The organism is Allostigmatella hybrida (genome assembly GCF_020103775.1).
GTDB lineage: Bacteria > Myxococcota > Myxococcia > Myxococcales > Myxococcaceae > Hyalangium > Hyalangium aurantiaca.
Genome location: NZ_JAHXBH010000040.1, coordinates 22,157 through 46,416 on the forward strand (window position 1 = coordinate 22,157; position 24,260 = coordinate 46,416).

The following is a 24,260-nucleotide window of genomic DNA, read 5'->3' on the forward strand; positions in this document are numbered from 1 at the left end:
TTCTCCTCAAATCCGCTCGAACACCCTGCCCGGGTGCTGGATCAGCAACCCCGACAGCTCCAACTCCACCAGCGCGCTCGTGAGCGCCGCGGGTGAGAGCCGGACCGCAGCCAGTACTTCCTCAAAGGTACGGGGGACCCGATCCAACACCCCATAGGTGCCCTTGGCTTCCGCCGAGAGCCCTTCCCACCCCTCCCCCGCCCCCGGAGGCACCGCCACCACCGGGCGCGCCCCCACGAAATCCCAGACATCCTTCACCGAGAGGCACGCCCGCGCCCGCCCCGCCCGGATCCACCCGTTGCACCCTTCGGCGGCCGCGTTGCGCACATCCCCGGGCAGCGCCAGGACGGGGCGCCCCAGCGCCTCCCCCGCCACCGCGGTGTACAGGGCCCCGGATTCCCGGCCCGCCCGCAACACCACCACCGCATCCGACGCGCCAGCGATGAGCCGGTTGCGCCGGGGAAAGGTGGACCTGCTTGCCCGGACGCCCGGGGGCAGCTCGCTGAAGAACACGCCCCCCCGCTCCAGGAGGTGAGGAAGCAGGCGGGCCTGGGGCGGGTCCAGCTCGTCCAGCGCCGAGCCGAGGAAGGCCCAGGTCTCTCCCCCGGCATCCAGGGCGCCCCAGTGGCAGGCCCGGTCCACCCCCATGGCGGCCCCGGACACCACACCCACGCCGCCTTCGGCCACCTGCCGCGCGAAGTCCCGGGCGAAGGGGAGAAACCCCTGCTCCGGGTGCCGGCTGCCCACCAGGGCCACGCGGCGGCGCGGGGGCCCCACCTGGCCCTTGTAGAAGAGCAGCGGGGGCGCGTCCGGCGTGCCCACGAGGCGCTCGGGGTAGGCCGGCTGTCCGGAGAAGGCCACCTCCATCCCACCGGCGGCACACCGCTCCAGGGTGCGCTCGGCCAACACCGGCAGGGGCTCACCGGCCGCCAGCCGCCCGCGCACGGGGGCGGAGACGGGCGCCTGCGCCAGCCACTCGCGCACCGGCCGGGACACCAGCGTCTCCAGGCTTCCACCGGCGAAGGCGCGCAGCGCCTCCAAGGTCTTCGGGCCCAGGCCCGGGACTGACCAGAACGCCAGCGTGGCACCCTGGTCCGCCGACAGAATGTACGACAAGGTACGCGCCATAGAGTCCCCCCCCGCTCGGTTTCCACCTATATAGATGATGGGACCGACGGAAGGCGGCGCGACACATAAACACCGGACCGGCAGCGGTCAAGCAGGCCGGACCGGAGGATGCCGTTAACGGCTCGCGGTAGGTGCCTTGCCTACACGAAGCTCCGCGCGGTCGCCGGGGACGATTTCGCGCAGGGACGCCGTCAGCAGGCAGTTGGAGGCGCGCTCCTTCACCTCGGTGACGAGGCACTGGCCAATGGCCTCCGCCGGCAGGGCCTTGTCCTTCTCCGTGGGCCTCAGCATCGTCCCGCCCACCGTGTCCTCCTGGCGGACGATGGTGAAGACGTTGCCCACCTCCACGCCGTCGGCGCTGCCCTTGTCCACCACCATCACGCTGTGCTCGCCGGTGAAGGTCAGGTACGGCACCAGGGCCGTGACGATGTAGCCCTTGAGCGCCTTGCTGTTGGGTTTGACGGCGATGCGGTCGGTGAGCTTCTCGCCGTACGGGCCCACGAGGTCCGTGCGCATGATGGGGTTCCAGGTGTCCTGGACCTGCGCGGTGACGAACTTGTCCCCCACCGACAGCACCTTGAGCGTGCCGTTGAGCTCCGTGAGGTAGCCCACCTTCTTCTTCTTGGTCACCGGGTGGTCGATCTGCTGCACGGTGCGGAAGACGAGGTAGCGGTCGCCCACCTTCGCGTCGGCCTTGCGCTTGAAGCGCACGTAGACCTTGTCCGGGAAGGAGAGCATCTCCGCGTCGGAGAAGGAGTTCTCGATCCGCCCCGCCTCATCCACTTCCTTCTGGGTCACGAACGCCTGCGTGACGGCGAGCGTGGTGCCCTGGGGCTGGTAGGAAATCTTTCCGGACACGGACACCAGGTCCTCGCCGCTCATCTCCGTGGCGGCCTGGATGGGCTCGTCCTCCTCCACGGGGCCCACGCCCGTCTCCACGCGCGAGGGCACCTCCTCGCCTCCGGGGAAGAAACGCACCCGGTTGCCCGGGTAGATCCAGTGCGGGTTGGCGATCTCCGGGTTGTAGGACCAGACCTTGGGCCAGTACCAGGGGCTGCCCAGGTACTGCTGCGACAAGTCCCACAGCGTGTCGCCGCCCACCACGGTGTGCACCTCGCCCGGGGCCGTCTCACGGGCCCCCGCGACGTTGGGCACCCGCGCGGTGCCCGGCTCGGCCTCGTCGGCGACGTCCGAGCCCTCCGTCTCACTGCCTTCGGGGTCCTCGGCTTCCGCGTCCTGGGCGCGGGCCAGGCCTGGCGGCGCGAGGACCACGGCCAGGAGGAGCGATGTCAGGATCCGGGAGCGCATCGGACGACTTCCTTTCGGACTGCAGCTAGGGCGAGAGGGACGCGAGCCGCTGCTCGGCTTGGGTGGCGGCGGCCGTCCCTGGGAACTGGGTGATGACGCGGGTGTAGAGCGCGCGAGCGTCCTCGGGCTGCTTGAGCTTCAGCCTGCACTCGGCGAGCCGGAGCATGCCGTCGAGCACGGCATCCCCTGCGGGATAGGTGTTGATGAGGCGCTCGAAGAGGCGGGAGGCACCGTCGAGATCCTTCAGGCCCATCAGGCCCAGCCCGCCAAAGTAGAGCGCGTTGTCGGCGCGAGGATGGCGCGGGTTCTGGTCGGCGAAGGCCTGCAACCGCGCGGCCCCCCCTTCCACGTTGCCGGTGCGCAGCGCCGACACGGCCTGGTCGAACTCCGCGTCCAGGAGCGCCGTGTTCGCGGGCTCCGCGGCCTCCGTGTCCCCGGGCGAGGAGCTGACGAACAGCTCCACCTGGCCGGTGTCCGGCTCCACCACGTCCACCTGGACGGGCAGCGAGGGGGCAGGCTCGTTCTTCGGCTTGAGCTTCACCACCGTGAGCGACGGCACCTCGGGCGCCCGGGAGGGCGGGGCCTGCTCCGAGGGCGCCTTCTCCGAGGGCGCCTTCGTGGCCGCGGGACGCGCGCTGAGCACGGAGGCGCTGCGCTCGATGCGCTCCAGCTTCTCGCCCATGCGGGCCTGCTGCTCCCGAAGGGCGCGCAGCTCCGAGCGCAGCGCCGCCACTTCCGTCTGGGACGCGGAAGGGGTGGCGCACGCCAGGAGCGAGCACAACGGGACGGCGGCGATCAGCCGCCAGGGCATGGAAGGACGCTTCAGCACGGTTCTCCGGGGAGCGAGGATAGAGAGGGGCCTCGGAGACGGTCAAGAAATCGGCCGGGATCAGAAGCGATGAAGCACGAAATTGAGGTGGCGCCCCGTCCGGCCCGCGTCCCGCCGGTGCGAGAAGAACTGCGCCGCGTCACACGAGGTACACTCCTGTAGCACGTCCATGTGGGGAACCTTCACCCCCATGCGCCGCAGCGTCAGCACCACCGCGCGCGGCAAGTCCAACCGGAACTCGTCGCCCCGCGCCACCACCACGTCCGCGCCGAAGCGCGTGGCGAAGCGCCGCGCGAGATCCCCGGACACCACGTAGCAGCACTGCTGGATGGCGGGCCCCACGGCCACGAGCAGCTTCTCCGGCTTCGCGCCGCGCGCCACCAGGGAGTCCACCGCCCGGGCGGAGATGTCCGCGTCCGTGCCCCGCCAGCCCGAGTGCACCGCCGCCACGTGCTGGCCCTCCGGGTCCACCAGGAGCACCGGCACGCAGTCCGCGGTGGACACGCCCACCCACTGCCCGGGCTGATCCGTCCAGAGCGCATCCGCCTCGGTCTGCTGCGGCCGGAGCGGCCCGGTGCCCTCCCCCGCCACGGCGTGCACCACCCGGTCCCCGTGGATTTGCTTCACCGTGGCCAGCATGCCGAGCAGCGCGCTCACCGCCTGGGCCAGGCGCTGGTAGTTCTCCTCCACGTGCTCGCGCTCGTCTCCCACCGAGAACCCCAGGTTGAGCGAGGCGTAGGGGCCCACGGACACGCCTCCGTGGCGCGTGGCGAAGCCGTGGGGCACGGGCAAAAGCGGCGATGTGATGAACAGCGGCTCCATTGAGGACTCCACGGTAACCCACCCGTTCCGAGAGGACATCGTTCTCAGGGAAATCACGTTGTCGAAAGAAAATTCCTCCAGGAACGTTTGACAGCCTCAAGCCGTCCACCGGAGACTTCCAACCCTGTGGGTCTGCTGGAGCTGGCTCCGGGGGCTCATCCCGAGAATATGAACTTGGGCTCGCACACCATCGGCCGGAAGCTCCTGTGGAGCATCGCCTTGCCGGGCTTCCTCGTCGCGTTGCTTGGCGCGGGCTATTTCTGGCGCGAGACGCAGCAGGCCCTCGAAGAAACGTCTCAGCACGAGGCGCAGGCCCTGGCGGAGTTCGTCACCTCCACCTTCACCCTGCCCCAGGCGGACCGCGAACACCCGCACGGCGCGGTGCCGGAGGTCATCACCTCCAACACGCTCCTGCTGCGCTCCGTCCAGGAGCTTCGCGTCCTGACGCCCACCGGGCAGATCCGCTGGTCGCGCCAGCGGGCGGAGGAAGGTCAGCCCTACGCGGAGTTCTCGCGGCTGAGCGCCGCCCCATCCGGGAAGCGTCCGTCCGCGTTCCAGGGCACGGAGATCGTCCGGCAACTGGGCGGCGCCGAGTGCGAGAGCTGCCACCGGACGGGCGAGGCCTCGCTGGGGATGCTCCAGCTGCGGCTGCCGGAGCCGGAGATCAGCCGCCCGCTCAACCAGGGGTTCCTGGCCGCCGCGGTGGGGGCGGTGCTGTTCGTCGCCCTGCTCGCCCTGGTCAACACCCTGTCCCTCCGCTTCTTCATCACCCAACCCCTGCGCCGGCTGGCGGCGGTCATGCGCCGCGCGGAGGAAGGGGATCTGCTGGTGCGCGCGGAAGTGAAGGGCTCGGATGAGATCTCCCTGCTCGGCGCGGCCTTCAACCAGATGCTGGGGCGCCTCACCTCCATGAAGGTGGAGGAGATCGACACCCAGCGCGACCTGGTGGTGACCAAGGACAAACTCGCCCTCAAGGAGAAGCTCGAGGAGCGCATCACCGAGCTGTCGCTGCTGTTCGACGTGGCCCACTCGCTCAACTCCACGCTGGAGTTGGAGGAGATGCTCGAGCGCATCACCCGGCTCATCGTGGAGCGGCTGAAGATCCCCGACTTCTCCATCATGTTGGTCAACGCGGACGGCCTCCTGGAGGTCCGGTGCGCCTGGCCGAAGAACCAGGGCGTCGAGGGGCTCACGTTCCAGGTGGGCGAAGGGGCCTGTGGCCGCGCCGCGGCGACGCTCCGGGCGGTGTACCTGACCGATGTGTCGGACCACTCCAGCGTGTTCGCCCGGCGTAACCTGGTGGGTGAGGCAGACAGGGGAGCGTTGCTGTCGGTGCCCATGGTGCACATGGACGCCCTGCTGGGGGTGATCAACTTCCAGCGCCCCCTGGTGGCCAGCTTCTCCCCCGAGGAGCTGGAGCTGCTCACGGCGGTGGCCGACCAGGCCGCCACGGCGGTGAAGAATGCCCGGCTGCACGAGGAGACGGTGCAGCTGACCATGACGGATCCGCTCACCGGGGTGCCCAACCGGCGCCACCTCTTCGCCCGGATGGAGCAGGAGCTGGCCCGCGCCGAGCGCTATCAGTCGCCCCTGTCCATCCTCATGGTGGATGTGGACCACTTCAAGCGCCTCAATGACGCGGCGGGCCATCGCGCGGGCGACGAGACGCTGCGCAAGGTGTGCGATGTGCTTCGCACCCGCGTGCGCAAGGTGGATACCCTGGCGCGCTACGGCGGCGAGGAGTTCATGATCCTCCTGCCGCAGACCTCCAAGGCCGACGCGATGGAGGTCGCCGAGAAGCTGCGGCGCGCGGTGGCCGAGGCCCAGGGGCTCGCCTCCACCGGCCAGGTCACCATCTCCGTCGGCGTGGCGTGCTACCCCGTGGACGCGGCCGAGCAGGACACGCTGATCGACTGCTCGGACTCCGCGCTCTACGCCAGCAAGCGCGGGGGCCGGAACCAGGTGTCCGCGTACGAGCCCGGCATGGAGATCCACCCGGGCCGGGAGCGCGGCCCCCACGTCAGCCGCCCCGCCCCCGAGGCGGCCCGCGGGCGGATGCCTCCGGGCGGCGCCAAGGCCTGAGGCCCGTGGACGCCGCTCAGCGCGGCGTCACCAGCGGGCGCACCGTGGGCAGCATCAGGTCCGCCCACTGCTCGTAGCCCGCGTCCGAGGGGTGGAAGCCATCGTGGCAGAAGAACTCGGGCCGCCCCGGGAGGAACGCCTTGCTCGCGGTGTAGAGGTCCACCACGTGCATCCCGTGCGCGCGGGCGACGGCGTGGAGCGCCTCGTTGAAGGGCTCGATGCGGCCCTCGTAGAGGTGGCTGGGCACCAGGCGCGCCACCGGGGCCAGCGCCATGTCCGGGAGGTTCACCACCACCAGGGTGGCGCCCACTGGCTTCAAGCGCTGGGCGATGCGGTCCAGGTCCGCCTGGAAATCCTCCACCGCGGTGCCACGCCACAAGTCATTGATGCCAATGCCGAGGGTCACCAGCGTGGGCTGGCTCGCCACCGCCCGCTTGAGCTGGGAGGCGATGACGTCCCGGACGACCGCGCCGCTCATGCCCAGGTTGGTGAGCCCCACGGACAGCCCCGCTTGGCGCAGGCGGGAGGCGAGGCGCTCGGGGTATCCCCCGCCGCGGCTCGCCCCCACCCCCACCGCCGAGCTGTCCCCCAGCGCGACGTAGTTGATGCTCACCCGGGCCTCCTCAGGGCACCTGGAGGGCGCGCAGGAAGCGGTTCTCCCCGCCGGGCCCCATCACGCGCAGCAGCAGCGTGCCGCCGGAGGACGTGGAGCGGATGATCTTCGCCAGGTCCTGCGCGCTGCGCACGGGCTTCTGGTTGGCCTCGACGACGAGCATCCCCGGGGCCAGCTCCGCGCGGTCCGCCGGCGAGCCGGGCACCACATCGGTGATGAGCGCGCCCTGCGTGTTGGCGAAGCCCGCCTGCTGCGCGGTGCGCGCATCCAGGTTGTCCAGCGACAGGCCCACGCGCGCCTTGGAGCTCTCCTCGGACTCGCCCGTGGGGCGCGAGCCGACCTTCTCCAGGTCCGGCCGCGTGCCCAGCGTCACCTTCACGTCCTGCTTGTTGCCGTTGCGGTAGAGCGTCAGCGTGGTGACGGTGCCCGGGCGCTTGAGCGCCACCGTGCGCGTCAGGGCGCCCCCGGAGGCGATCTTCTGCCCGTCCAAGGCCACGATGACGTCATCCAGCTTCACGCCCGCCTTGGCGGCCGGCGAGCCCGGACTCACGCTGTTGACGATGGCGCCCTGCTCCACCGGCAGCTTGAGCGCCCCGGCGATGCCGGCGTTCAGGTCCTGGATGCCCAGCCCGAGGAAGCCGCGCGTGACGGTGCCCTCCTTCTCCAGCTGGGGCAGCAGCGCCTTCACCAGGTTGCTGGGCACCGCGAAGCCGATGCCCGTGCCGCCGCCCACGATGGCGGTGTTGATGCCGATGACTTCGCCCTTCATGTTGAAGAGCGGGCCGCCGGAGTTGCCCGGGTTGATGGCCGCGTCCGTCTGGAGGAAGTCATCGAAGGGGCCCGCCTGGATGTCTCGCGCCTTGGCGGAGAGGATGCCCAGGCTGACGCTGGAGGCCAGGCCGAAGGGGTTGCCGATGGCCACCAGCCAGTCGCCCACGCGCAGGGCCTCCGAGTCGCCCAGGGACACGGTGGGCAGCGCGTCGAGCTTGCCCTTGAGCTTGATGACGGCCACGTCCGTCAGCGGGTCCCGCCCCACCACCTCGGCCGGGAACGAGCGCCCGTCATTGAGGCGGACCGTGATGGAGACCGCGTCCTCGACGACGTGGTTGTTGGTGAGCACGAAGCCCTTGGCGTCCACGATGAAGCCAGAGCCTGCCCCCTGGCGGACGGACTCCCCGCCGGGCTGGCCGCCGCCAAAGAAGCGGTCGAACAGCGGGTTTTGCTCCATGGACCGGGAGCGGCTCCCCACGCGGGCGGCCACATCCACGTTGACGACGGCGGCCTTCACCGAGTCAATCAGCGGTGCCAGGGAGGGAAGGGCCTGGGCCTCGCGCGTCGCGGGCTGCACGTTGCCGGCAGGCGTGGGCTGGGTGGGCGCTGGCTGGGCCAGGGCTCCCGAGGAGAGGACGAAGGCGATCGTGACGACCGCGGTGTTTCGGAATCGAAGCGTTCGGGGATTCATGGCTCTCCCAAGCTAAAGCGGTATCCGCCCTCGGCAAGCGAATCCGCCTCCGGAGGCACGCAGAGAACAATGGACCGCCTCCCCTCTTCCCGAGCTTGCGTCAGAGGGGGCGGTACACCCGATAGTCGATTTCCGGAAAGATGTTGTTCCGGGCCTCGAGCTGGGAGAGCCACCCCTCGTCGATATTCCCGTCCCGAATCTGCCCGCTCAGCCGCAGGAAGCGCAGGATGTGTTCCCGGGTCCGGTGGACGGCGTAATCCACCATGGTGCCCGTCTTCATGATGAAGGCCCAATCCGAGGACTGGGCGAGCAACAGCTCGCGCGCCGCCTGGTTGAGGGCCCGGCGCTTCAAGGCCGAGGCATCGGGGTGCTCCCGCGTCAGGGCCACCATCTGCCGCGCACACTGGAGCAGGTGCCGGTAGATCCAATCGTTGGAGCCGTCCAGCCACATGGAGGCATAGCCCCCCGAGCCCCAGGAGGACAGCGGGGGCGTGGCCACCTGGTTCTCCGGGCACTCGCGCAGGTCATCCGAGGGGGTGATGAGCCGGAGCTTCCGGGAGTCCCGGGCCACCTGGCGGATGAGGCTGCCCAGGAACTGGGGGCCCTCGAACCACCAGTGGCCGAACAGCTCCGCGTCATACGGGGCCACAATCACCGGGCGGCGGCCGTTCATGCGCGGGGCCAGGAAGTCCACCTGCCGCTCGCGGTTGCGCAAGAAGTCGGCGGCGTGCTCCGCCGCGCGCGCGTGGGCCTCCTGGGGTGAGTACGGGAGCTTGTCGGGCGTCTTGCCCGTAATGCGGTAGTACTTGAAGCCGGTGTTCTTCCGGTCGCCCGTGGGCTGGATGAAGGGCCGAATGTAGTTCAGATCCAGGTCCCAGCCGATGTCCCGGTAGAACTCGCGGTAGAGCGGGTCCCCCGGGTAGCCGCTCTCGGCGCTCCACACCTGCTGGGAGCTCTCCGGATCCCTCGCGTACGCCGCCACGCCCGCCTCCGTATAGATGGGCGCGAAGGGGCCATACAGCGGACGGGGCGACGCATCCGTCAGCCCGTGCGTGTCCACGAAGAAATAGCGGATGCGCTCGGCGGCCAGGAACCGCTCCACCCCGGGGAAGTAGCCGCACTCGGCCAGCCAGATGCCCGGCGGATCCCTTCCGAACGTCTGCCGGTAATGGCTGGCCGCCACGGTGATCTGCGCGCGCACCGCCTCGGGCGTGTCCTGCATGAGCGGCAGGAAGCCATGGGTGGCGCAGCAGGTGACGATCTCCAGGTGCCCCGCGTCCTGGAGCCGCCGGAACGCACTGACGAGATCTCCTCCGTAGCGCTCATGCCAGGCCACCCGGAGCGCCTCGAAGTGGTCCTGGTAGAAGCGGGCAATGGGGCCGAAGGTGGCGTCATCGCGGGTGCGGTGGGCCTCGAGCGCGCCCAGCTCGCAGAGCCGGTCCAGCTTGCGCGCATAGCGCTTCATCAGCAGCTCATCCCGCAGCATGCTCACGAGCGTGGGGGTGAGCGACAGGGTGAGCCGGAACGGCACCCCCTCCTCCACCAGCTCGTCGAAGACGAGCAGCAGCGGAAGGTAGGTCTCGGAGATGGCCTCGTAGAGCCAATCCTCCTCGAGGAAGTCCTCGTGCTCCGGGTGGCGGACGAACGGCAGGTGCGCGTGGAGAACCAGCGCCAGGGAGCCCTGACTCATGTGAGCGTTCCTATCTCCCCCGCCCCGACTGGGACGGCCTCCAGTCACTGCTGCCCGGCGCGGCGCCCCCCGAAAGATGCTCGGAGGAGCCCTCGTGGCGGCGGGAGAACGCCGCCAGGTACTTCTCGAGATCCGCCCGCTGCGCGGCAGCCCCGTCCGGGTGCCGCGAGAAGTCCAGGTTCTGCTCGGAGGAGCCCGCCGGACGCAAGGACTCCAGGTACTGCGCCAGCTCCAGGTTCTGCTCGGAGGAACCCACCGACCGGAAGGAGGCCAGGTACCGGGCCAGCTCCTGGCGCTGCTCGGAGGAGCCTACCGGCCGGAAGGACTCCAGGTATTGGGCCAGCTCCTGGCTCTGCCCGAAGGACGCCTTGGGACGAGCGGTCTCCAGGGACCAGGCCCGCTCCAGGGGCTGCTCGGAGGAGCCCGTGGGGCGGAAGCCCTCCAGGTACCGGGCCAGCTCCGTGCTCTGCCCAGGGGCCCCTGCCGGTGGAGGGGGAACCGCCTGCTGCGGGGCCTGCTTCAGGGGCTGCTCGGAGGAGCCCGTGGGGCGAGAGCCCTCCAGGTACCGGGCCAGCTCCAGGTTCTGCTCGGACGAGCCGAGGGGCGGCCGGGACACGTCCAGATAGGGTCCGGCGTAGGGCCCAGAGGAAGCCTCCCCCGGCGCGGGCGCCCCGGCGGGAACGCGCTCCCGCCGCACCTCGGGGACGAGCGCCGCCTCCTGGCTGCCGGGCAGCGGCACGCGGCGCCAGGTGATGTACTCGCGCTCCCCGGAGGAAGCCCCCTCCGCGGCCGTGGGCCGGAGCGGACCGGTGGCACTGCCCAGCACGGGGTGCTGGGGCGGCGGCGGCATGTGCATGAAGCGCACCGAGGTGTCCGGCGAGGGGCCCTCCGGCGGCAGTGCAATGCGCGGGCTGCCCTGGGACAGCCGGCGCGAGCGGCCATCCCGGCCGACGAAGTGCACCTCCACCCGGAAGGAATGCCCGGGCGGCAGCCCATAGAGGTAGAAGCTGCGGGATTCGAGCGCGAACTCCTCCTCGCGCACCAGCTTGTCGCCGTCGAAGACGCGCAGGATGGCCCGGGGCTGATCCAGCCCTTCGAGCACCCGGCTCCGGGTGATGGCACTGAAGTTCCAGGTCACGAAGAGCGTGGACGGATCCCTCGCCAGCACCACGGCGAGATCATCCCCATAGTCCACCGGCAGCTCCCCCAGGTTCTCCTCGTACCCCAGGTTCCCCCCCATTGCGTGAGGGGCCTGCTCCTCGGTGAGGTGGTGGCGGCGTGCCTCGGCCTCCCCCTGCACCCTCGCCACGAAGAAGCCCTCGCCGACTGGCTCCGCGGCATGCGGGGCCTCGCCGCCTTCCATCCCCCCGGCTTCCTCTTCCACCGTCCGGAGAGATTTCACCCTGCGCGGAAAGTTCACCACCTGGGCAGGCTTGTGGGCCCCGTCCGGGAGGGGCGCGGGGGTGGGCGTCCTGGCCGCCCGCTCGGGCGCCTTCTCGGGCGCAGGCCGGGGCGGCATGGGGCGGGCCGGTTCCCGAGGGGGCAAAGGGGCTTGCGAGCGCTTGCTGGGAAACCACGCCTCCAGCTTGTTCCGGGAGAGGCGGGCCAGGGTCTTCAGGCCGGGGACGCGACCAGCCAGGGCCACGAGAAGCTCGTTCTTGGTGAGCTTGCTGTAGCCGCGGCCCAGGTACCTCCGGGCCAGCTCCCGCAGGTGCTTCACGGTGACGCGCTTGAAGTCGTCCATAGGCCCCCGGGCTTAGGCCGCCGTCCACAAGGGGTCAACGTGGCTGTGTTTTTTTCTGTTCGTCGCACGACCGCCCTTCCCCGTCACGGCCGATGACACCTTGGAAAAGGACCGAGTATCCTGAGCTCGCTTGAGCGACCTGCCCAGACTCCTGCTGTGCAGCTTCGACGTCATCCCCGGACCGTCGGGCTCGTCGCGCCGATTGACCGAGTACCTCAAGGCGTTGCCGGATCGCTTCTCGGTCGTGGTCCTCTCCGCCAAGACGCCGGACCACTCCCACATCGAGAAGTACCAGGGCGCGCGCCTGCTGCGCGTACCGGTGGGCTCGGGCGATCTCGCCTCGCGCATCCAGGCCTTCGAGCGCGCCGTGCGGCGCCAGCTCGAGAGCGAGGAGTACACCCTCGCCCACTTCATGGATCCGTTCGGTGGCTACGCCCTGTGCGAGCGGAAGGGGGACTACGGCTACCGCCTCATCTATGAGGCGCAGACCTTCTCCTCCCAGGAGCTGCCCTACACCCACCCTCAGACCGAGGGCGACAAGCGCTTCCTGGCCAAGGTCCGCCGCCAGGAGCTCTTCTGCCTGATGAACGCCGACCGGGTCATCACCGGCTCGCAAACCACCCGCGCCTACATCCAGTCCCTGGGCGCCAGCACGGAGCAGACCCGGGTCCTGCGCGCGCCGGTGGACTTGGCCCCCTACCGGCCGGAGGTGCTCGGCAAGCCGGATGGCACCCCCATGCGGCTCATGTACCTGGGCAGCCAGGCCGGGTGGCAGGGGCTGCCCGTGCTCCTGCGGGCCATGGCCCTGGCGGTGGAGCAGCAGGCCCAGGTGCGGCTGACGCTGGTGGGCGCGCGCCACCCCGACTGGCAGCCCCATCTGGAGGACCTGGCCAAGGAGCTGGGGATCCACGAGCACGTGGAGTTCCAGCCCCCGGTCCTGCACGACGATGTGGCCAAGGTGCTGGCGCTCGCGGACGTGGGCGTGCTGCCTCTGGATGACGTGGACCGCAACCGCCTCCAGGGCGGCCCCCTGGCCAAGGTCTCCGAGTACTTCGCCGCGGGCCGGCCGGTCATCACCTCGGATCTCCCGGTGACGCGCGAGCTGATCCCCGGGGATGCGGCGGTCTTCCACGCCCCGGGCAATGCCCGGGAGCTGGCCGAGCGCATCCTCGAGCTGGCGCAGGACGTTCCACGCCGGGTGGAGCTGGGACGGCGGGCGCGCGAGTTCGCCGAGCAAGAGTTCGACGCGGGCCTCATCCGAGGGCAGCTTCTGGACATCTATGATGATCTGCTCGGCCAGGCCCCGCTGTCCGTGTCCGCCCCGGTGGATGAACCCCTGCCCACGATGGTGGGCACCCCCACGGGGCGTCTGGCCCTGATGGGCCCCCCCGAGACCAAGCCCGCGCCCGCCGGGGCCAAGCCCACGGCCGCGGAGGCCCCCGCCGAGCCCAGCAAGCCCCCCACGCTCCCGCCCATCCCCTGGAAGAAGGGCTCGGGGCGCGAGGAGCTGCCCCTCGTCCGGGGCCAGGTGCTGGAGGAGGGCCTCGATACCCGCCTGATCAAGACCGAGCCCGACGTGCGGCCCAATGAGCCGCCGCCGGTGGTGATGGGGCTGCCCCTGCGGGACAAGGCCGCCGAGGAGCGGAAGTCCCCCACGCGCGAAGGGCTGCCCGCGACGCCCCCGCCCCTTCGCCCCTCTTCCTCCTCCCTCCGCAAGGAGGAGCCCCCGGCGCTGCCCTCCCGTTCGGTGCCCACCGTCGCGGCTCAGGAGCCGCCCACCCCCATCGTCCCCATCAAGACGCTGGAGCGGAACCGTCCGTCGGGAACCTTCCGGGCGGAGCCCCCGCCGCTGCGGCCCTCCACCTCCCTGCCCTCCGTCGGGGCGCGGGAGGCGAAGCCGGGCGCCGAGCCCCTGCCGGTACCGGACGCCTCCTCCGACAAGGCCCGGCCCCCGTCCACCCCTCCCGCCCTGCCCCCCCGCGGCGCGCGGATGTCAGGGAGCTGGCCCGCCATCCCCCCGAAGCAGCCCCCAGCGGAGCCGCCCCCCAAGGCCGAGGCACTTCCGGAGGGGGAGGCCGAGGAGATCTCGGACGACGAGGCCCAGGAGATTCCCGAAGCCGAGGCGCAGCCGGTCCCGGCGGCCGCCCGGACCGAGGAGCCCGAGGAGATCAGCAACGAGGAGATCCAGGAGACGCCCGAGGTGGTGGAGGGAGTCGAACTCGCCGAAGGGGTGGATCCCAAGGAGGAGGCCCCCATCGCCGTCGCGGACGACATGCTGGAGGTCTCCACCCCGGGCAGCCCCGCCCTGGCCGGGGAGCCCGCCCCTCCTGCCGAGCCGCCCGCTCCGGAGCCCCCCGTCTCGGCGCTGGATCCCTGGTTTGCCCAGTTGGCCCACGGCTACTGCCCCCCAGAAGGCGCGCAGTTCGCCCGGCACACCCCGCCCACCACCTTCCCCGGACGTGATGAGGAGCCAACAGATCCGTCCCGGGAGCCGCCCGCCCCCCGCTTTCAGGGGGCCGCGCGGGGCAAGTCCTCGTGAACCAGCCAACCGAGCACGCCGCGGAAACTTCCCTGCGTTGCCAACGCTAGGTAGGCTGTCCCGGTTTTCACTGCACTCTTCGCGATCCGTCGCGAATCGAAGGACTTCATGGAGCGTCGGGTCCTCATCATCGAAAGCCAGAATGACTTTGCCCTCAGCATGGCCACCGTGCTCAAGAGCGCGGGTTACCAAACGGCCATGGCCACCACCGCGGCGGAAGCCCAGCGGGAGATGGAGAAACGCCGGCCGGATCTCGTGGTGCTCCGCGCCGAGCTCCCGGATCAGTCCGGCTTCACCCTCTGTGGCCAGATCAAAAAGGGGAAGTGGGGCCAGAATCTGAAGGTGTTGCTGCTGTCCTCCGACACCGGCCAGGACGGGCTCAACCAGCACCGCCAGACGCCGGGCGCCGCGGACGGCTACCTCATCATCCCCTTCGAGATGGGAGAGCTGGCCTCGCTCAGCTCCGACATCATGCCGCCCGGCACGGAGGACTCCGAGGATGCCTCGCTGGACTCCGCGCTGTCCGGCAACGGCTCGCGCGAGGCCCCTCCGCCCATGCCTCCGCCCCTGAAGTCCCCGCCGGCCGGGGCGCCTCCCAAGCTGCCCAAGCGCGAGCGCCGCAGCGCCATCACGGACGAGGACCGGGGCTTCCTGGACCGGGCCTTCCAGTCCATCGCGGACCGCAAGGCGGAGCTGCTCGCCGAGTCCCGCCAGCTCAAGCGCACCCCGCCCAAGCGCGAGCTGATGGGCACGCCCGAGGGCAAGATCCAGGTCCTGCGCGACGAGCTGAAGGTGCGCGAGGCGCAGCTGGCGCGCCTGTCGGAGATCTGGAGCGTGCGCGAGCGCGAGCTGGTCTCCGTCGAGGACCGCCTCCACGAGAAGGACGTGGAGCTGCAGGGCCTGAAGATGCAGGTGGACGACCTGCTGCGCCGCTTCAACGAGGCGCAGTCGGCCATGCTCCAGAAGGAGCGTGAGCACGGCGCCACCGTGGATGACCTGCTCCTGCAGAAGTTCTCGGCCGAGAAGGACCTCATCGAGGTCGTCGCGTCCAAGGAAAAGGACATCAACGTCCTCAAGCGCGAGGTCAACAACCGCGACGAGGAGCTGTCGCGCCGCGCCACGGAGCTGGACACCGCGCGCGCCGAGTACGACAAGCTGGAGAAGCAGTACGGGGTGGCCACGCTGGAGTTCGAGGTCCGCGAGCAGAAGCTCGACGAGACCCTCCGCGGCCACGAGGCGGACATCGCCCAGCTGCGCAAGCGCGGCGAGGAGCTGGACAGCACCCTCGCCCAGACCGTCAGCGAGCGCGACCAGCGCTACGCCGAGCTGGAAGGTGAAATCCAGGCGCTCCAGGAGCGGCTGCAGCAGACCGAGCAGGAGCGCGACACCACCGTGCGCGCCCTGGAGCAGCGCGCCCTGTCCGCCGAGGACCATGGCGCCCAGTCCGACGCGGAGATCGAACGGCTCAAGGCCGAGCGCGCCGCGCTGGAGGCCCGGCTCAACCAGCAGATCTCCGAGCTGGAAGCCGACATCGCCCGCACCACCGGGGAACGGGATCAGCTCAAGCTCGACAAGGACGCGCAGGAAGAAGAGCTCACCCAGCAGCTCAACGAGCGCGACGCGAAGCTCGCCACGCTCGAGCGCGAGCTGGCCGACACCATCGCCCGCAACGAGCACCACGAGGCGGAGCTCAACTCCACCATCCAGCAGCACCTGGAGCGCATCGGTGAGCTGGAGGGCGAAGTCGAAGCGCTCAAGGCCCACCTGGCCGACCGCGAAGCCGAGCTGACCGGCGAGTTGGAGGCCCTGACTCAGGCCAAGAACGCGCTGGAAGCGGACCTCACGGGCCAGCTCGAGGCCTCGCAGCGCACCGGCGAGCAGCTCCAGGCGCGCATCGTCTCCCTGGACGAGACGGTCGCCCAGCGCGACACCACCATCGAAGGGCTGCAGACGGACGTCTCCGACCGCGACGCGAAGATCGCGGACCTGACGGGCAACCTGGAGGCCACCTCCCAGACGCTCACGGAGACCCAGGCCACCCTGGCCACCACGGAGGAGACGCTCTCCGCCACCCGCGGCGAGCTGGAGGCCACCTCCCAGACGCTCTCCGAGACGCAGACCACCCTCACCCGGACCGAGGAGACGCTCTCTTCCACCCGCGGCGAGCTGGAGGCCACCTCCCAGACGCTCTCCGAGACGCAGACCACCCTGGCCTCCACGGAGGAGACCCTCTCCAGCACGCGCGGCGAGCTGGAGGCCACCTCCCAGACGCTCACGGAGACCCAGGCCACCCTGGCCCGGACCGAGGAGACCCTCACCAGCACGCGCGGCGAGCTGGAGGCCACCTCCGAGACGCTGGCGAAGACCCAGGCCACGCTGGCCACCACGGAGGAGACGCTTTCCACCACGCGCGGCGAGCTGGAGGCCACCTCTCAGACGCTCTCCGAGACGCAGACCACCCTGGCCTCCACGGAGGAGACCCTCTCCAGCACGCGCGGCGAGCTGGAGGCCACCTCCCAGACGCTCACGGAGACCCAGGCCACCCTGCAGCAGACGCTCGCGGAGCTGGCGCAGACCACCACCGTCCGGGACGAGCTGTCCGTCGAGCTGGACGACACCCGCTCCACGCTGGAGTACACGCGCAACGAGCTGGCCCTCACCTCCCAGTCACTCTTCGCCCGCGATGGCGAGCTGAAGACGGCGCGCGGGGAGATCGACCGGCTCAGCGGCGTGCTCAGCGCCACCGAGCAGGCCAAGGCAGCCCTGGAGGAGGACCTCACCGGCCAGATTGGCCAGCTGCGCGCCGAGCTGTCCGAGACGCAGGGCAACTACGAGGCCGAGCGCTCCGCGCACCAGAAGCTCGCCGAGGAGACCACGGCGCAGATCCAGGCGCTCACCTCCGAGCGGGAGGGGCTGAGCCAGCAGCTCAGCACCACCCAGGAGACGCTGTCCTCCACCCAGGATCAGCTCGCCCAGACGCGGGACACGCTCGACGACGAGCAGACGGCACACGAGGCCACCCAGAAGCGCGCGGCCCAGGTGCAGGCGGACCTGGAGTCGCAGCTCGCCGACGCGAAGGACCACGGCCAGGAGCTGGAGTCCCACCTCGCCCACACGAAGCAGGAGCTCGGCACGCGCGTGGCCGAGGTGACGCAGCTCACCTCCCAGCTCGCGCACTCCGAGGACGCGCGGCACGACCTCGAGACGCGGCTGCACACGCTCACCGAGGAGTCGCAGCGCCGCGAGGAGATGCTGCAGAACGACCTCACCGGCAAGAGCCAGGAGCTGTCGGACACGCTGCGCAAGCTGTCCTCCGTCACCCAGGAGAAGCAGCGCCAGACCGAGGTTCTCACCCGCGAGGTGACGGCCAAGACCGAGCAGCTCAAACAGCTCGACGCCAAGCTGGAGCAGCAGACCGCCGAGGCCAAGCGCCAGGCGGACGCGCTCCAGCAGCAGGTGGCCCAGCTCAGCGGCGAGCTGGACGGGGTCCGCAAGGAGAGCGCCGAGCAGCTGCGCCAGGCGGGCAACGCCCAGACGAAGCTCACCTCCGAGCGTGACACCCTGGCCGGCCAGCTGCAGCAGTCCGAGGGCCGGCTCCAGCAGCAGAACCAGGCGCAGGCCAACGAGCGCGCCGAGGCCAAGCGGGCCACGGACGAGCTCGCCCGGAAGCTCGCCGCCGCCGAGGCCCGCGTCGCCCAGCTCACCCAGGAGGGCCAGCAGCGCGCCGCCGAGGCGGACACCAAGCTCAAGGAGGCGCAGACGCAGCTCACCACCCGCGCCCGGAAGATCCAGGAGCTGGAGCTGGCGGTGGAGAACTCCGTCAGCACCAAGGCCCGCCTGGAGAAAGAGCTCACCACCAAGGCCACCGCCGCCGAGGCCAAGGCCAACGAGGCGTCCGCCAAGCTCGCCACCCTGCAGCGCGAGCGCAAGGAGCTCGAGGCCAAGCAGCTCAAGGAGCTCGAGGACCTCAACGCCAAGCAGAAGGCGGAGCTGGAGCGCCGCGACGCCATCAAGACCCAGGAAGTCGCCCGCCTGCAGCAGTCCGTGCAGGAGAAGAGCAAGGCGCTCAAGGTCGCCGAGCTGGAGCTGGCCCGCTACAAGAGCAAGTCCCCTGCGCCCGCGGGGGCTCCTGCCGCCGCCAAGCCGGGGGCAAAGCCCGCCGAGGACGATGGCGCCGCCGCCGCCGCCCCGGCCCGTCCGGCTGCCAAGGCCGCGGCCCCCGCGGCCCGCCCTGCCGGAGCCCCGGCCGCCAAGAAGCCCGCGGCGGCCACGGCTCCGGAGACGGACGGCCTGCCGGAGGACTTCGGCTCGGGGGACCGCACCGTCATGGTGCCGCTGGCCTCGATGAAGAGCGAGGACGAAGACTGGTCGTCCATCGTGGACGATCTGGACAAGTCGTAAGGGGAGTGGGAACCCCGGAGCGCGCCCTTCTCAAGGGGGGCGCGCTCGACGGCGGTCGGACTACAGGGCGGCGCGGGCCTCGCGCACCAGATCCTTGAAGTGCAGCGTGGCCACCACGTCCCGCAGGGTCACCTCGCGGCCCTGCGCCTGCTCCTGGGCCATCCGCCACCGCGACCACAGGGTCCGGCTCGTCACATAGGCGAGCAGCAGGGGAAACCCGCCCGGCAGGAGCGCCACCACCACCGCCAACACCATCCGCAGCCACACCCACATGACACCGCACCTCGGAAAAGCCGGAATACGCCCGTTTGGATGCACGCTTCGTGCCCACGTTGCGCAAAAAATTTCCGTGAGTCGTTCCAAGGGGTTGTAGGTGAGGTGCGGTGAAGGCCCCACGAAGGGCCCTTCAAAACCCTGGCATTTTTGCCACAGTGCCCCTCCCCCCCTTGGATAAATTCTCCACCGTGAGCCCCCTGCCGTGAGCCCTCCCTCGACGCCCTCCCCGGTCCGCTTCTTCTCCAGCGTGGAGGACGCGGCAGCCTCCCTGGAGCAAGTGGGGTACCTGACCTCCCCCGAGATCGCCACCGCCTGTTTTCTCGCGGACCGGATGGGCAAGCCCATCCTCGTCGAGGGCCCCGCGGGGGTGGGCAAGACGGAGCTGTCCAAGGCGCTCGCCCAGGCGCTGGGCCGCGGGTTCCTCCGGCTCCAGTGCTACGAGGGGCTGGACGAGGCCAAGGCGCTCTACGAGTGGGAGTACGCCAAGCAGCTGCTCTACACGCAGCTGTTGAAGGACAAGATCGGCGAGACGGTGGCGGGCACCGCCACGCTGGCGGAGGCAGCGGACCGGCTGGCCTCCAGCGACGCGGTCTTCTTCTCCGAGCGCTTCCTGCTGCCGCGGCCGGTGCTCCAGGCGCTGCTGTCCGAGCGCCCCGCCCTGCTGCTGGTGGATGAAATCGACAAGGCGGATCCGGAGTTCGAGGCGTTCCTCCTGGAGGTGCTCTCGGACAACGCGGTGACGATTCCGGAGCTGGGCACCTTCCGGGCCAAGCACATTCCGCGCGTCATCCTCACCTCCAACAACGCGCGCGAGCTGTCGGATGCGCTCAAGCGCCGGTGCCTGCACCTGCACATCGACTTCCCGGACCGGGAGCGCGAGCTGCGCATCGTCCGGGCCCGGCTGCCCGAGGTGGCCCAGGCGCTCGCCGAGCAGGTGGTGGAGGCGGTGGCGGCCCTGCGCACGCTGGACCTGAAGAAGGCCCCGTCGATCAGCGAGACGCTGGACTGGGCCCAGAGCCTGGCGCTGCTGAACGCCGAGGCGCTCAGCGCGGATGTGGTGGTCTCCACGCTCAACCTCGTCCTCAAGTACGAGGGCGATATCGAGAAGGCCAAGGCCCACCTGTCGCAGATTGCCCAGGCCTGAAGCGCGGCACACATTCCGGCTTTGACGGGCCGGATGGCATGTGAAACAAGGCCAGACGGCCCTCTCCTACCCAAGGATCGCTTGATGAGTTCTACGTCCTCCTCCGTCCTGCGCGCGGATCAAATCTGGATCGACGGCAAATTCGTGAAATGGGACGAGGGCCACATGCACGTGATGACGCACGCGCTGCATTACGGCCTGGGCGTCTTCGAGGGCATCCGCGCCTACCGCACGCACGACGGGCGCCTGGCCGTGTTCCGCCTGCGCGAGCACATCCAGCGGCTGATGGATTCGGCGCACATCTGCATGCTGCAGATGCCCTTCACGATCGATGAGATCATGGAGGCGTGCGTGGAGCTGCTGCGCAAGCAGAAGGACCTGTTCGCCAACGGTGCCTACCTGCGCCCCATCGCCTTCATGGGCGATGGCGCCATGGGCCTGGGCGCGGTCAACCCCACCCGCGTCGTCGTCACCGCTTGGGACTGGGGCGCATACCTGGGCGAGAAGGGCATCCGCGAGGGCATCCGCGCCAAGGTCAGCTCCTTCACCCGCATGCACGTGAACGTGAACATGGTGCGCGGCAAGATCTCCGGCCAGTACGTCAACTCCATCCTCGCCAAGCGCGAGGCGGTGCTCGGGGGCTATGACGAGGCGATCCTGCTGGACATCAGCGGCTTCGTGGCCGAGGCCTCCGGCGAGAACATCTTCATGGTGAACAAGAAGGGCATCATCAAGACCCCGCCCCTCTCCTCGCCCATCCTCGACGGCATCACCCGCGACACGGTGCTCAAGCTCATCCGCGACAGCGGCCGCACGGTGGAGGAAGTCACCTTCACGCGCGATGCGCTCTACATCTGCAACGAGATCTTCTTCACCGGCACGGCCGCGGAGATTACGCCGGTGCGCGAGGTGGACAACCGCATGGTGGGTGACGGCAAGCCCGGCCCCCTCGTCCAGTTCGTCCAGGACACCTACTTCCGGGTCGTCCGCGGCCAGGAACCCCGCTACGCCGACTGGTTGACCTACATCTGACCCGCATCACCGGCCTGCCGGCGGGCCCCGGGTTGGGCTAAAACACCCCACCATGCCTCCGGCTGGCCACTCGGACGACAACCCCTTCAACCTCGAGAATCCCTCGATTCTCGACATTGCTCCTCCCGAGCCGAAGTCTCTGGAGGAGACCGGCTTGAAGATGGGGCTGCTGTCCGACATCGCCCTGAAGTTCCTCTACTACTCCGGCACTGGCACCGGCATGGCCATCGCCGAGGAGCTGTGCCTGCCCTGGCCCGGCGTCATCGAGCGCGTGGTGGACTTCGTGGCCACCGAGAAGCTCGTGGACCTGCGGGGTGGCAAGGGCTTCGGCCGCGCCTCGGTGGAGTTCGTCCTCACCGAGAAGGGGCGCGAGTACGCGCGCGACGCGCTCACGCGCACCACCTATGTGGGGCCCGCCCCGGTCCCCATCGAGCAGTACAACGCGCTCATCACCAGCCAGACCGAGGAGAACCCCGTCGTCAGCCGGGAGGACCTGCTGATGGGGCTCTCCCACCTCACCGTCACCGAGGAGCTGCTCGACAAGCTGGGCCCCGCGGTCAACTCCAGCCGCTCGCTGTTTCTCTACGGGCCCCCGGGCAACGGCAAGACGAGCCTCGCCGAGGCCATCTCCCGCATGTTCGGCGGCGAGGCCTTCGTCCCCTACTGCCTGGAGATCGACAACCAGATCATCAAGGTCTTCGACAGCCTCAACCACTCCCCCGTCCCGCTGGAGGTGGGCCGGGATGGCGCGGGCAGGCGGCAGACCTTCGAGATGGACCACCGCTGGCAGCTGTGCCGCCGCCCGGCGGTGGTGGTGGGCGGCGAGCTGACGCTGGAGACGTTGGACCTCATCTACTCGGAGACGGCGCGCTTCTACGAGGCGCCCTTCCAGGTGAAGGCCAACGGCGGCATGCTCCTCATCGACGACTTCGGCCGGCAGAAGGTCCACCCCACGGACCTGCTCAACCGGTGGATCGTCCCGCTGGAGAAGCGCATCGACTTCCTCACCCTGCACACGGGCAAGAAGTTCGAGATTCCCTTCGAGCAGCTGCTCGTCTTCTCCACCAACCTGGACCCCAAGGAGCTGGTGGACGAGGCGTTCCTGCGCCGCATCAAGTACAAAATCGAGGTGAAGAACCCGGACGAGGAGACCTTCCGGGACATCTTCCAGCGGGTGTGCGAGGCCGTGGGCATCCCCTACGTGGACCAGGCCGTCACCTACCTCATCGAGGCCTACTACAAGCCGCGCAACATGCAGATGCGTGCCTGCCACCCCAGGGACCTGGTGTCCTTGATCAAGGACGCCGCGAGATACCGGCAAATCCCCCCCGCACTTTCGAAGGATTTGCTCGACCAGGCGTGTGAAGTTTTCCTGGTCGATCTCTGAAATCGCCTTTTATTTGTCCTAACCACGCGGAATTTCTAGAATCAGCCTCTGGTTTCAATTCCCGGTCGACCGCTCGGTCCAGCTGACGTGACGGGAAGCGGGCACGAAGGAGCCGCAGGTCCGTGAAGGAACGCTACCAAGAGATCGATGAGAAGAACGAGACGCTGCGCGACTACCTCGACATCTTCAAGGACAAGTCCCGCGACTTTCTCGAGAAGTTCGAGATGTCGTGGATCTACCACGACGCGGCGCTCGAAGGCGTCGTGTACACGCAGCAGGAGCTGCTCGCGGCGCTGTTCCCCGGAAAGGTGGCCGCCGAGGCCTCGCTGATGCCGGTGGTGCTGGAGGTGCGCAACCACAAGGCCGTGTGCGACTACATCCGCGAGGAGGCCGCCACGAGCAAGAAGACCGCTCAGATCACCCTCACTCAGATCAAGCGCATGCACGACCTGCTCATCGGCAACACGCCCGAGGCGATGGCGGCGCGCGCGGCGACCGAGCGGCGGGAGCGCACCGAGAAGGAGCTGTCCAAGGAGCGCGAGCGGGCGGGCCTGCGCAAGGACATGCCGCTGCACCGCACGTACTTCCACGACATCGCCCAGCCCGCGAAGATCCAGCCCGCGCTGGAGAAGCTGGTGGACTACACCGCGAGCGCCGAGTTCCGGGAGTTCCACCCCATCAAGCAGGCGGCCACGGTGCAGCACATGTTCCTGCAGATCTTCCCCTTCACCGAGCACAGCGGGAAGGTGGGCCGGATGTGCACGAACCTCTTGATGCTGCGCAACAACTACATGCCGGTCATCATCCACTCCATCGACCGGCAGAAGTACTACGAGTCGTTCCGCGGCAACGTGGCCGGCTTCCGCACGCTGCTGATGGATGCCATCGAGAACTCGCTCGACAACGGCATCAAGTACTTCAAGGACCTCAACCGCCGGTACAAGGCCATCAACTAGGCCCGCCCCGTGCTCCTCGGCGCTCACGAGTCCATCGCAGGAGGCGTGAGCCAGGCGTTCGCGCGGGCCGAGGAACACGGCGCGCGCAGCCTCCAGATTTTCACGAAGAACGCGCGCGGCTGGAACGCCCCCCCGCTCACGCAGGAGGAGCGCCGCGCCTTCCGCGCCGAGGCCCGCCGCAGCGGGCTGCCCGCCATCGCCCACGGCAGCTACCTGGTGAACCTGGGCACGGAGGACCCCGTGCTCCGCGAAAAGTCCATCGCGTGCGTGACGGAGGAGCTGACGCGCTGCGAGCAGCTGGGCATCTCCTGCCTCGTCATCCACCCGGGCACCCACCCGGACGAGAAGCGCGGCCTGGCGCTGGTGGCCGAGGGGCTGGACGAAGTCCACCGGCGCACCCCCCGCTTCCGCTCCCGCGTGTGCCTGGAAATCACCGCCGGCCAGGGCCACTGCCTCGGCTGGCGCTTCTGGCACCTCACGGAGATTCTCTCGCGCGTGGCGCGGGAGGACCGCCTGGGCATCTGCCTGGACACCTGCCACCTGTTCGCCGCAGGGTATGATCTGTCCTCCGAGGAGGGTTACGACACAGTGATGGCCGAGTGCGATGCCGCCGTCGGCCTGGACCGCGTCCGCTGCTTCCACCTCAACGACAGCAAGAAGCCGCTGGGGTGCCGGGTCGACCGGCACGAAGAGGTGGGCAAGGGAACGATCGGGCGGACGGCTTTCCGCTGCCTCGTGAATGATTCCCGGTTCGTCAACACCATTGGGGTCTTGGAGACCCCCTTCCCGGAACGGTACCCGGAAGCCATCCGGCTTCTCGAATCCCTCCGCCGAAGGCAGTAAAGAA

17 protein-coding genes are annotated in these 24,260 nt (G+C 69.6%); 8 read left to right on the top strand and 9 right to left on the bottom strand.

The features are described from left to right. Positions 1–6: 6 nt before the first annotated feature. From KY661_RS34235 to pgeF, 4 genes are all read right to left on the bottom strand, one after another. A complete protein-coding gene (locus tag KY661_RS34235; protein WP_225414186.1) occupies positions 7–1,128 on the bottom strand; it encodes a DNA-processing protein DprA in 1,122 nt (373 codons plus the stop codon). A gap of 114 nt (positions 1,129–1,242) precedes the next feature. Continuing rightward, positions 1,243–2,436: a LysM peptidoglycan-binding domain-containing protein gene (locus KY661_RS34240; RefSeq protein WP_225414187.1), complete on the bottom strand. Its 1,194-nt coding sequence runs from the start codon at positions 2,434–2,436 to the stop codon at positions 1,243–1,245. A gap of 25 nt (positions 2,437–2,461) precedes the next feature. After that, complete coding sequence (locus KY661_RS34245; RefSeq protein ID WP_225414188.1) at positions 2,462–3,265, bottom strand: tetratricopeptide repeat protein; 804 nt, start codon at positions 3,263–3,265, stop codon at positions 2,462–2,464. Positions 3,266–3,325: 60 nt separating this feature from the next. Further along, positions 3,326–4,087 carry a peptidoglycan editing factor PgeF gene (gene pgeF / locus KY661_RS34250; protein ID WP_225414189.1) on the bottom strand — a complete coding sequence of 254 codons (762 nt, stop codon included), beginning with the start codon at positions 4,085–4,087 and terminating at the stop codon, positions 3,326–3,328. Between the two features lie 168 nt (positions 4,088–4,255). Here pgeF and KY661_RS34255 point away from each other — a divergent pair, with 168 nt between their 5' ends. Further along, positions 4,256–6,169, top strand: a complete 1,914-nt coding sequence (locus KY661_RS34255) for a GGDEF domain-containing protein (protein WP_225414190.1) — start codon at positions 4,256–4,258, stop codon at positions 6,167–6,169. 16 nt (positions 6,170–6,185) lie between these two features. Here KY661_RS34255 and KY661_RS34260 read toward each other — a convergent pair whose 3' ends face one another. The 4 genes from KY661_RS34260 to KY661_RS34275 all read right to left on the bottom strand — a co-directional run bounded on the left by KY661_RS34260 (position 6,186) and on the right by KY661_RS34275 (position 11,678). Further along, positions 6,186–6,782 carry an SGNH/GDSL hydrolase family protein gene (locus KY661_RS34260; protein WP_225414191.1) on the bottom strand — a complete coding sequence of 199 codons (597 nt, stop codon included), beginning with the start codon at positions 6,780–6,782 and terminating at the stop codon, positions 6,186–6,188. Positions 6,783–6,792: 10 nt separating this feature from the next. Next, positions 6,793–8,244, bottom strand: coding sequence for a Do family serine endopeptidase (locus KY661_RS34265; protein WP_225414192.1), 1,452 nt, complete (start codon positions 8,242–8,244; stop codon positions 6,793–6,795). Positions 8,245–8,344: 100 nt separating this feature from the next. Further along, a complete protein-coding gene (locus KY661_RS34270) occupies positions 8,345–9,934 on the bottom strand; it encodes a glycoside hydrolase family 57 protein (RefSeq protein WP_225414193.1) in 1,590 nt (529 codons plus the stop codon). A gap of 10 nt (positions 9,935–9,944) precedes the next feature. After that, entirely contained in the window at positions 9,945–11,678 is a 1,734-nt protein-coding gene (locus KY661_RS34275; RefSeq protein ID WP_225414194.1) for a DUF4912 domain-containing protein, read from the bottom strand. A 223-nt stretch (positions 11,679–11,901) separates the two neighbouring features. On the opposite strand from KY661_RS34275, the gene KY661_RS34280 reads away from it, so the two are divergent. Next, positions 11,902–14,217 carry a glycosyltransferase gene (locus KY661_RS34280; protein WP_450097586.1) on the top strand — a complete coding sequence of 772 codons (2,316 nt, stop codon included), beginning with the start codon at positions 11,902–11,904 and terminating at the stop codon, positions 14,215–14,217. Between the two features lie 108 nt (positions 14,218–14,325). After that, positions 14,326–18,618: a response regulator gene (locus KY661_RS34285; protein WP_225414196.1), complete on the top strand. Its 4,293-nt coding sequence runs from the start codon at positions 14,326–14,328 to the stop codon at positions 18,616–18,618. Between the two features lie 60 nt (positions 18,619–18,678). Here the strand turns inward: KY661_RS34285 and KY661_RS34290 are convergent, their stop codons facing one another. Then, positions 18,679–18,891 carry a hypothetical protein gene (locus tag KY661_RS34290; protein WP_225414197.1) on the bottom strand — a complete coding sequence of 71 codons (213 nt, stop codon included), beginning with the start codon at positions 18,889–18,891 and terminating at the stop codon, positions 18,679–18,681. A 205-nt stretch (positions 18,892–19,096) separates the two neighbouring features. Between KY661_RS34290 and KY661_RS34295 the strand changes: the two genes are divergently transcribed. The 5 genes from KY661_RS34295 to KY661_RS34315 all read left to right on the top strand — a co-directional run bounded on the left by KY661_RS34295 (position 19,097) and on the right by KY661_RS34315 (position 24,256). Beyond that, positions 19,097–20,038: an AAA family ATPase gene (locus tag KY661_RS34295; RefSeq protein ID WP_225414198.1), complete on the top strand. Its 942-nt coding sequence runs from the start codon at positions 19,097–19,099 to the stop codon at positions 20,036–20,038. An 84-nt stretch (positions 20,039–20,122) separates the two neighbouring features. After that, entirely contained in the window at positions 20,123–21,070 is a 948-nt protein-coding gene (locus tag KY661_RS34300) for a branched-chain amino acid transaminase (RefSeq protein WP_225414199.1), read from the top strand. A 52-nt stretch (positions 21,071–21,122) separates the two neighbouring features. Beyond that, positions 21,123–22,457, top strand: a complete 1,335-nt coding sequence (locus tag KY661_RS34305) for an AAA family ATPase (RefSeq protein WP_225414200.1) — start codon at positions 21,123–21,125, stop codon at positions 22,455–22,457. A gap of 122 nt (positions 22,458–22,579) precedes the next feature. Next, positions 22,580–23,413 (top strand): Fic family protein, encoded by an 834-nt coding sequence (locus tag KY661_RS34310; protein ID WP_075010800.1) that lies wholly within the window; start codon positions 22,580–22,582, stop codon positions 23,411–23,413. Positions 23,414–23,422: 9 nt separating this feature from the next. Continuing rightward, entirely contained in the window at positions 23,423–24,256 is an 834-nt protein-coding gene (locus KY661_RS34315; RefSeq protein ID WP_075010801.1) for a deoxyribonuclease IV, read from the top strand. Positions 24,257–24,260 lie beyond the last annotated feature (4 nt).

Excerpts from the sequence above, each read along its gene's own strand:
- KY661_RS34235 (WP_225414186.1), bottom strand. The coding sequence starts at position 1,128 with ATGGCGCGTACCTTGTCGTACATTCTGTCGGCGGACCAGGGTGCCACG.
- KY661_RS34240 (WP_225414187.1), bottom strand. The coding sequence starts at position 2,436 with ATGCGCTCCCGGATCCTGACATCGCTCCTCCTGGCCGTGGTCCTCGCG.
- pgeF (WP_225414189.1), bottom strand. The coding sequence starts at position 4,087 with ATGGAGCCGCTGTTCATCACATCGCCGCTTTTGCCCGTGCCCCACGGC.
- KY661_RS34255 (WP_225414190.1), top strand. The coding sequence starts at position 4,256 with ATGAACTTGGGCTCGCACACCATCGGCCGGAAGCTCCTGTGGAGCATC.
- KY661_RS34265 (WP_225414192.1), bottom strand. The coding sequence starts at position 8,244 with ATGAATCCCCGAACGCTTCGATTCCGAAACACCGCGGTCGTCACGATC.
- KY661_RS34270 (WP_225414193.1), bottom strand. The coding sequence starts at position 9,934 with ATGAGTCAGGGCTCCCTGGCGCTGGTTCTCCACGCGCACCTGCCGTTC.
- KY661_RS34275 (WP_225414194.1), bottom strand. The coding sequence starts at position 11,678 with ATGGACGACTTCAAGCGCGTCACCGTGAAGCACCTGCGGGAGCTGGCC.
- KY661_RS34285 (WP_225414196.1), top strand. The coding sequence starts at position 14,326 with ATGGAGCGTCGGGTCCTCATCATCGAAAGCCAGAATGACTTTGCCCTC.
- KY661_RS34290 (WP_225414197.1), bottom strand. The coding sequence starts at position 18,891 with ATGTGGGTGTGGCTGCGGATGGTGTTGGCGGTGGTGGTGGCGCTCCTG.
- KY661_RS34300 (WP_225414199.1), top strand. The coding sequence starts at position 20,123 with ATGAGTTCTACGTCCTCCTCCGTCCTGCGCGCGGATCAAATCTGGATC.
- KY661_RS34305 (WP_225414200.1), top strand. The coding sequence starts at position 21,123 with ATGCCTCCGGCTGGCCACTCGGACGACAACCCCTTCAACCTCGAGAAT.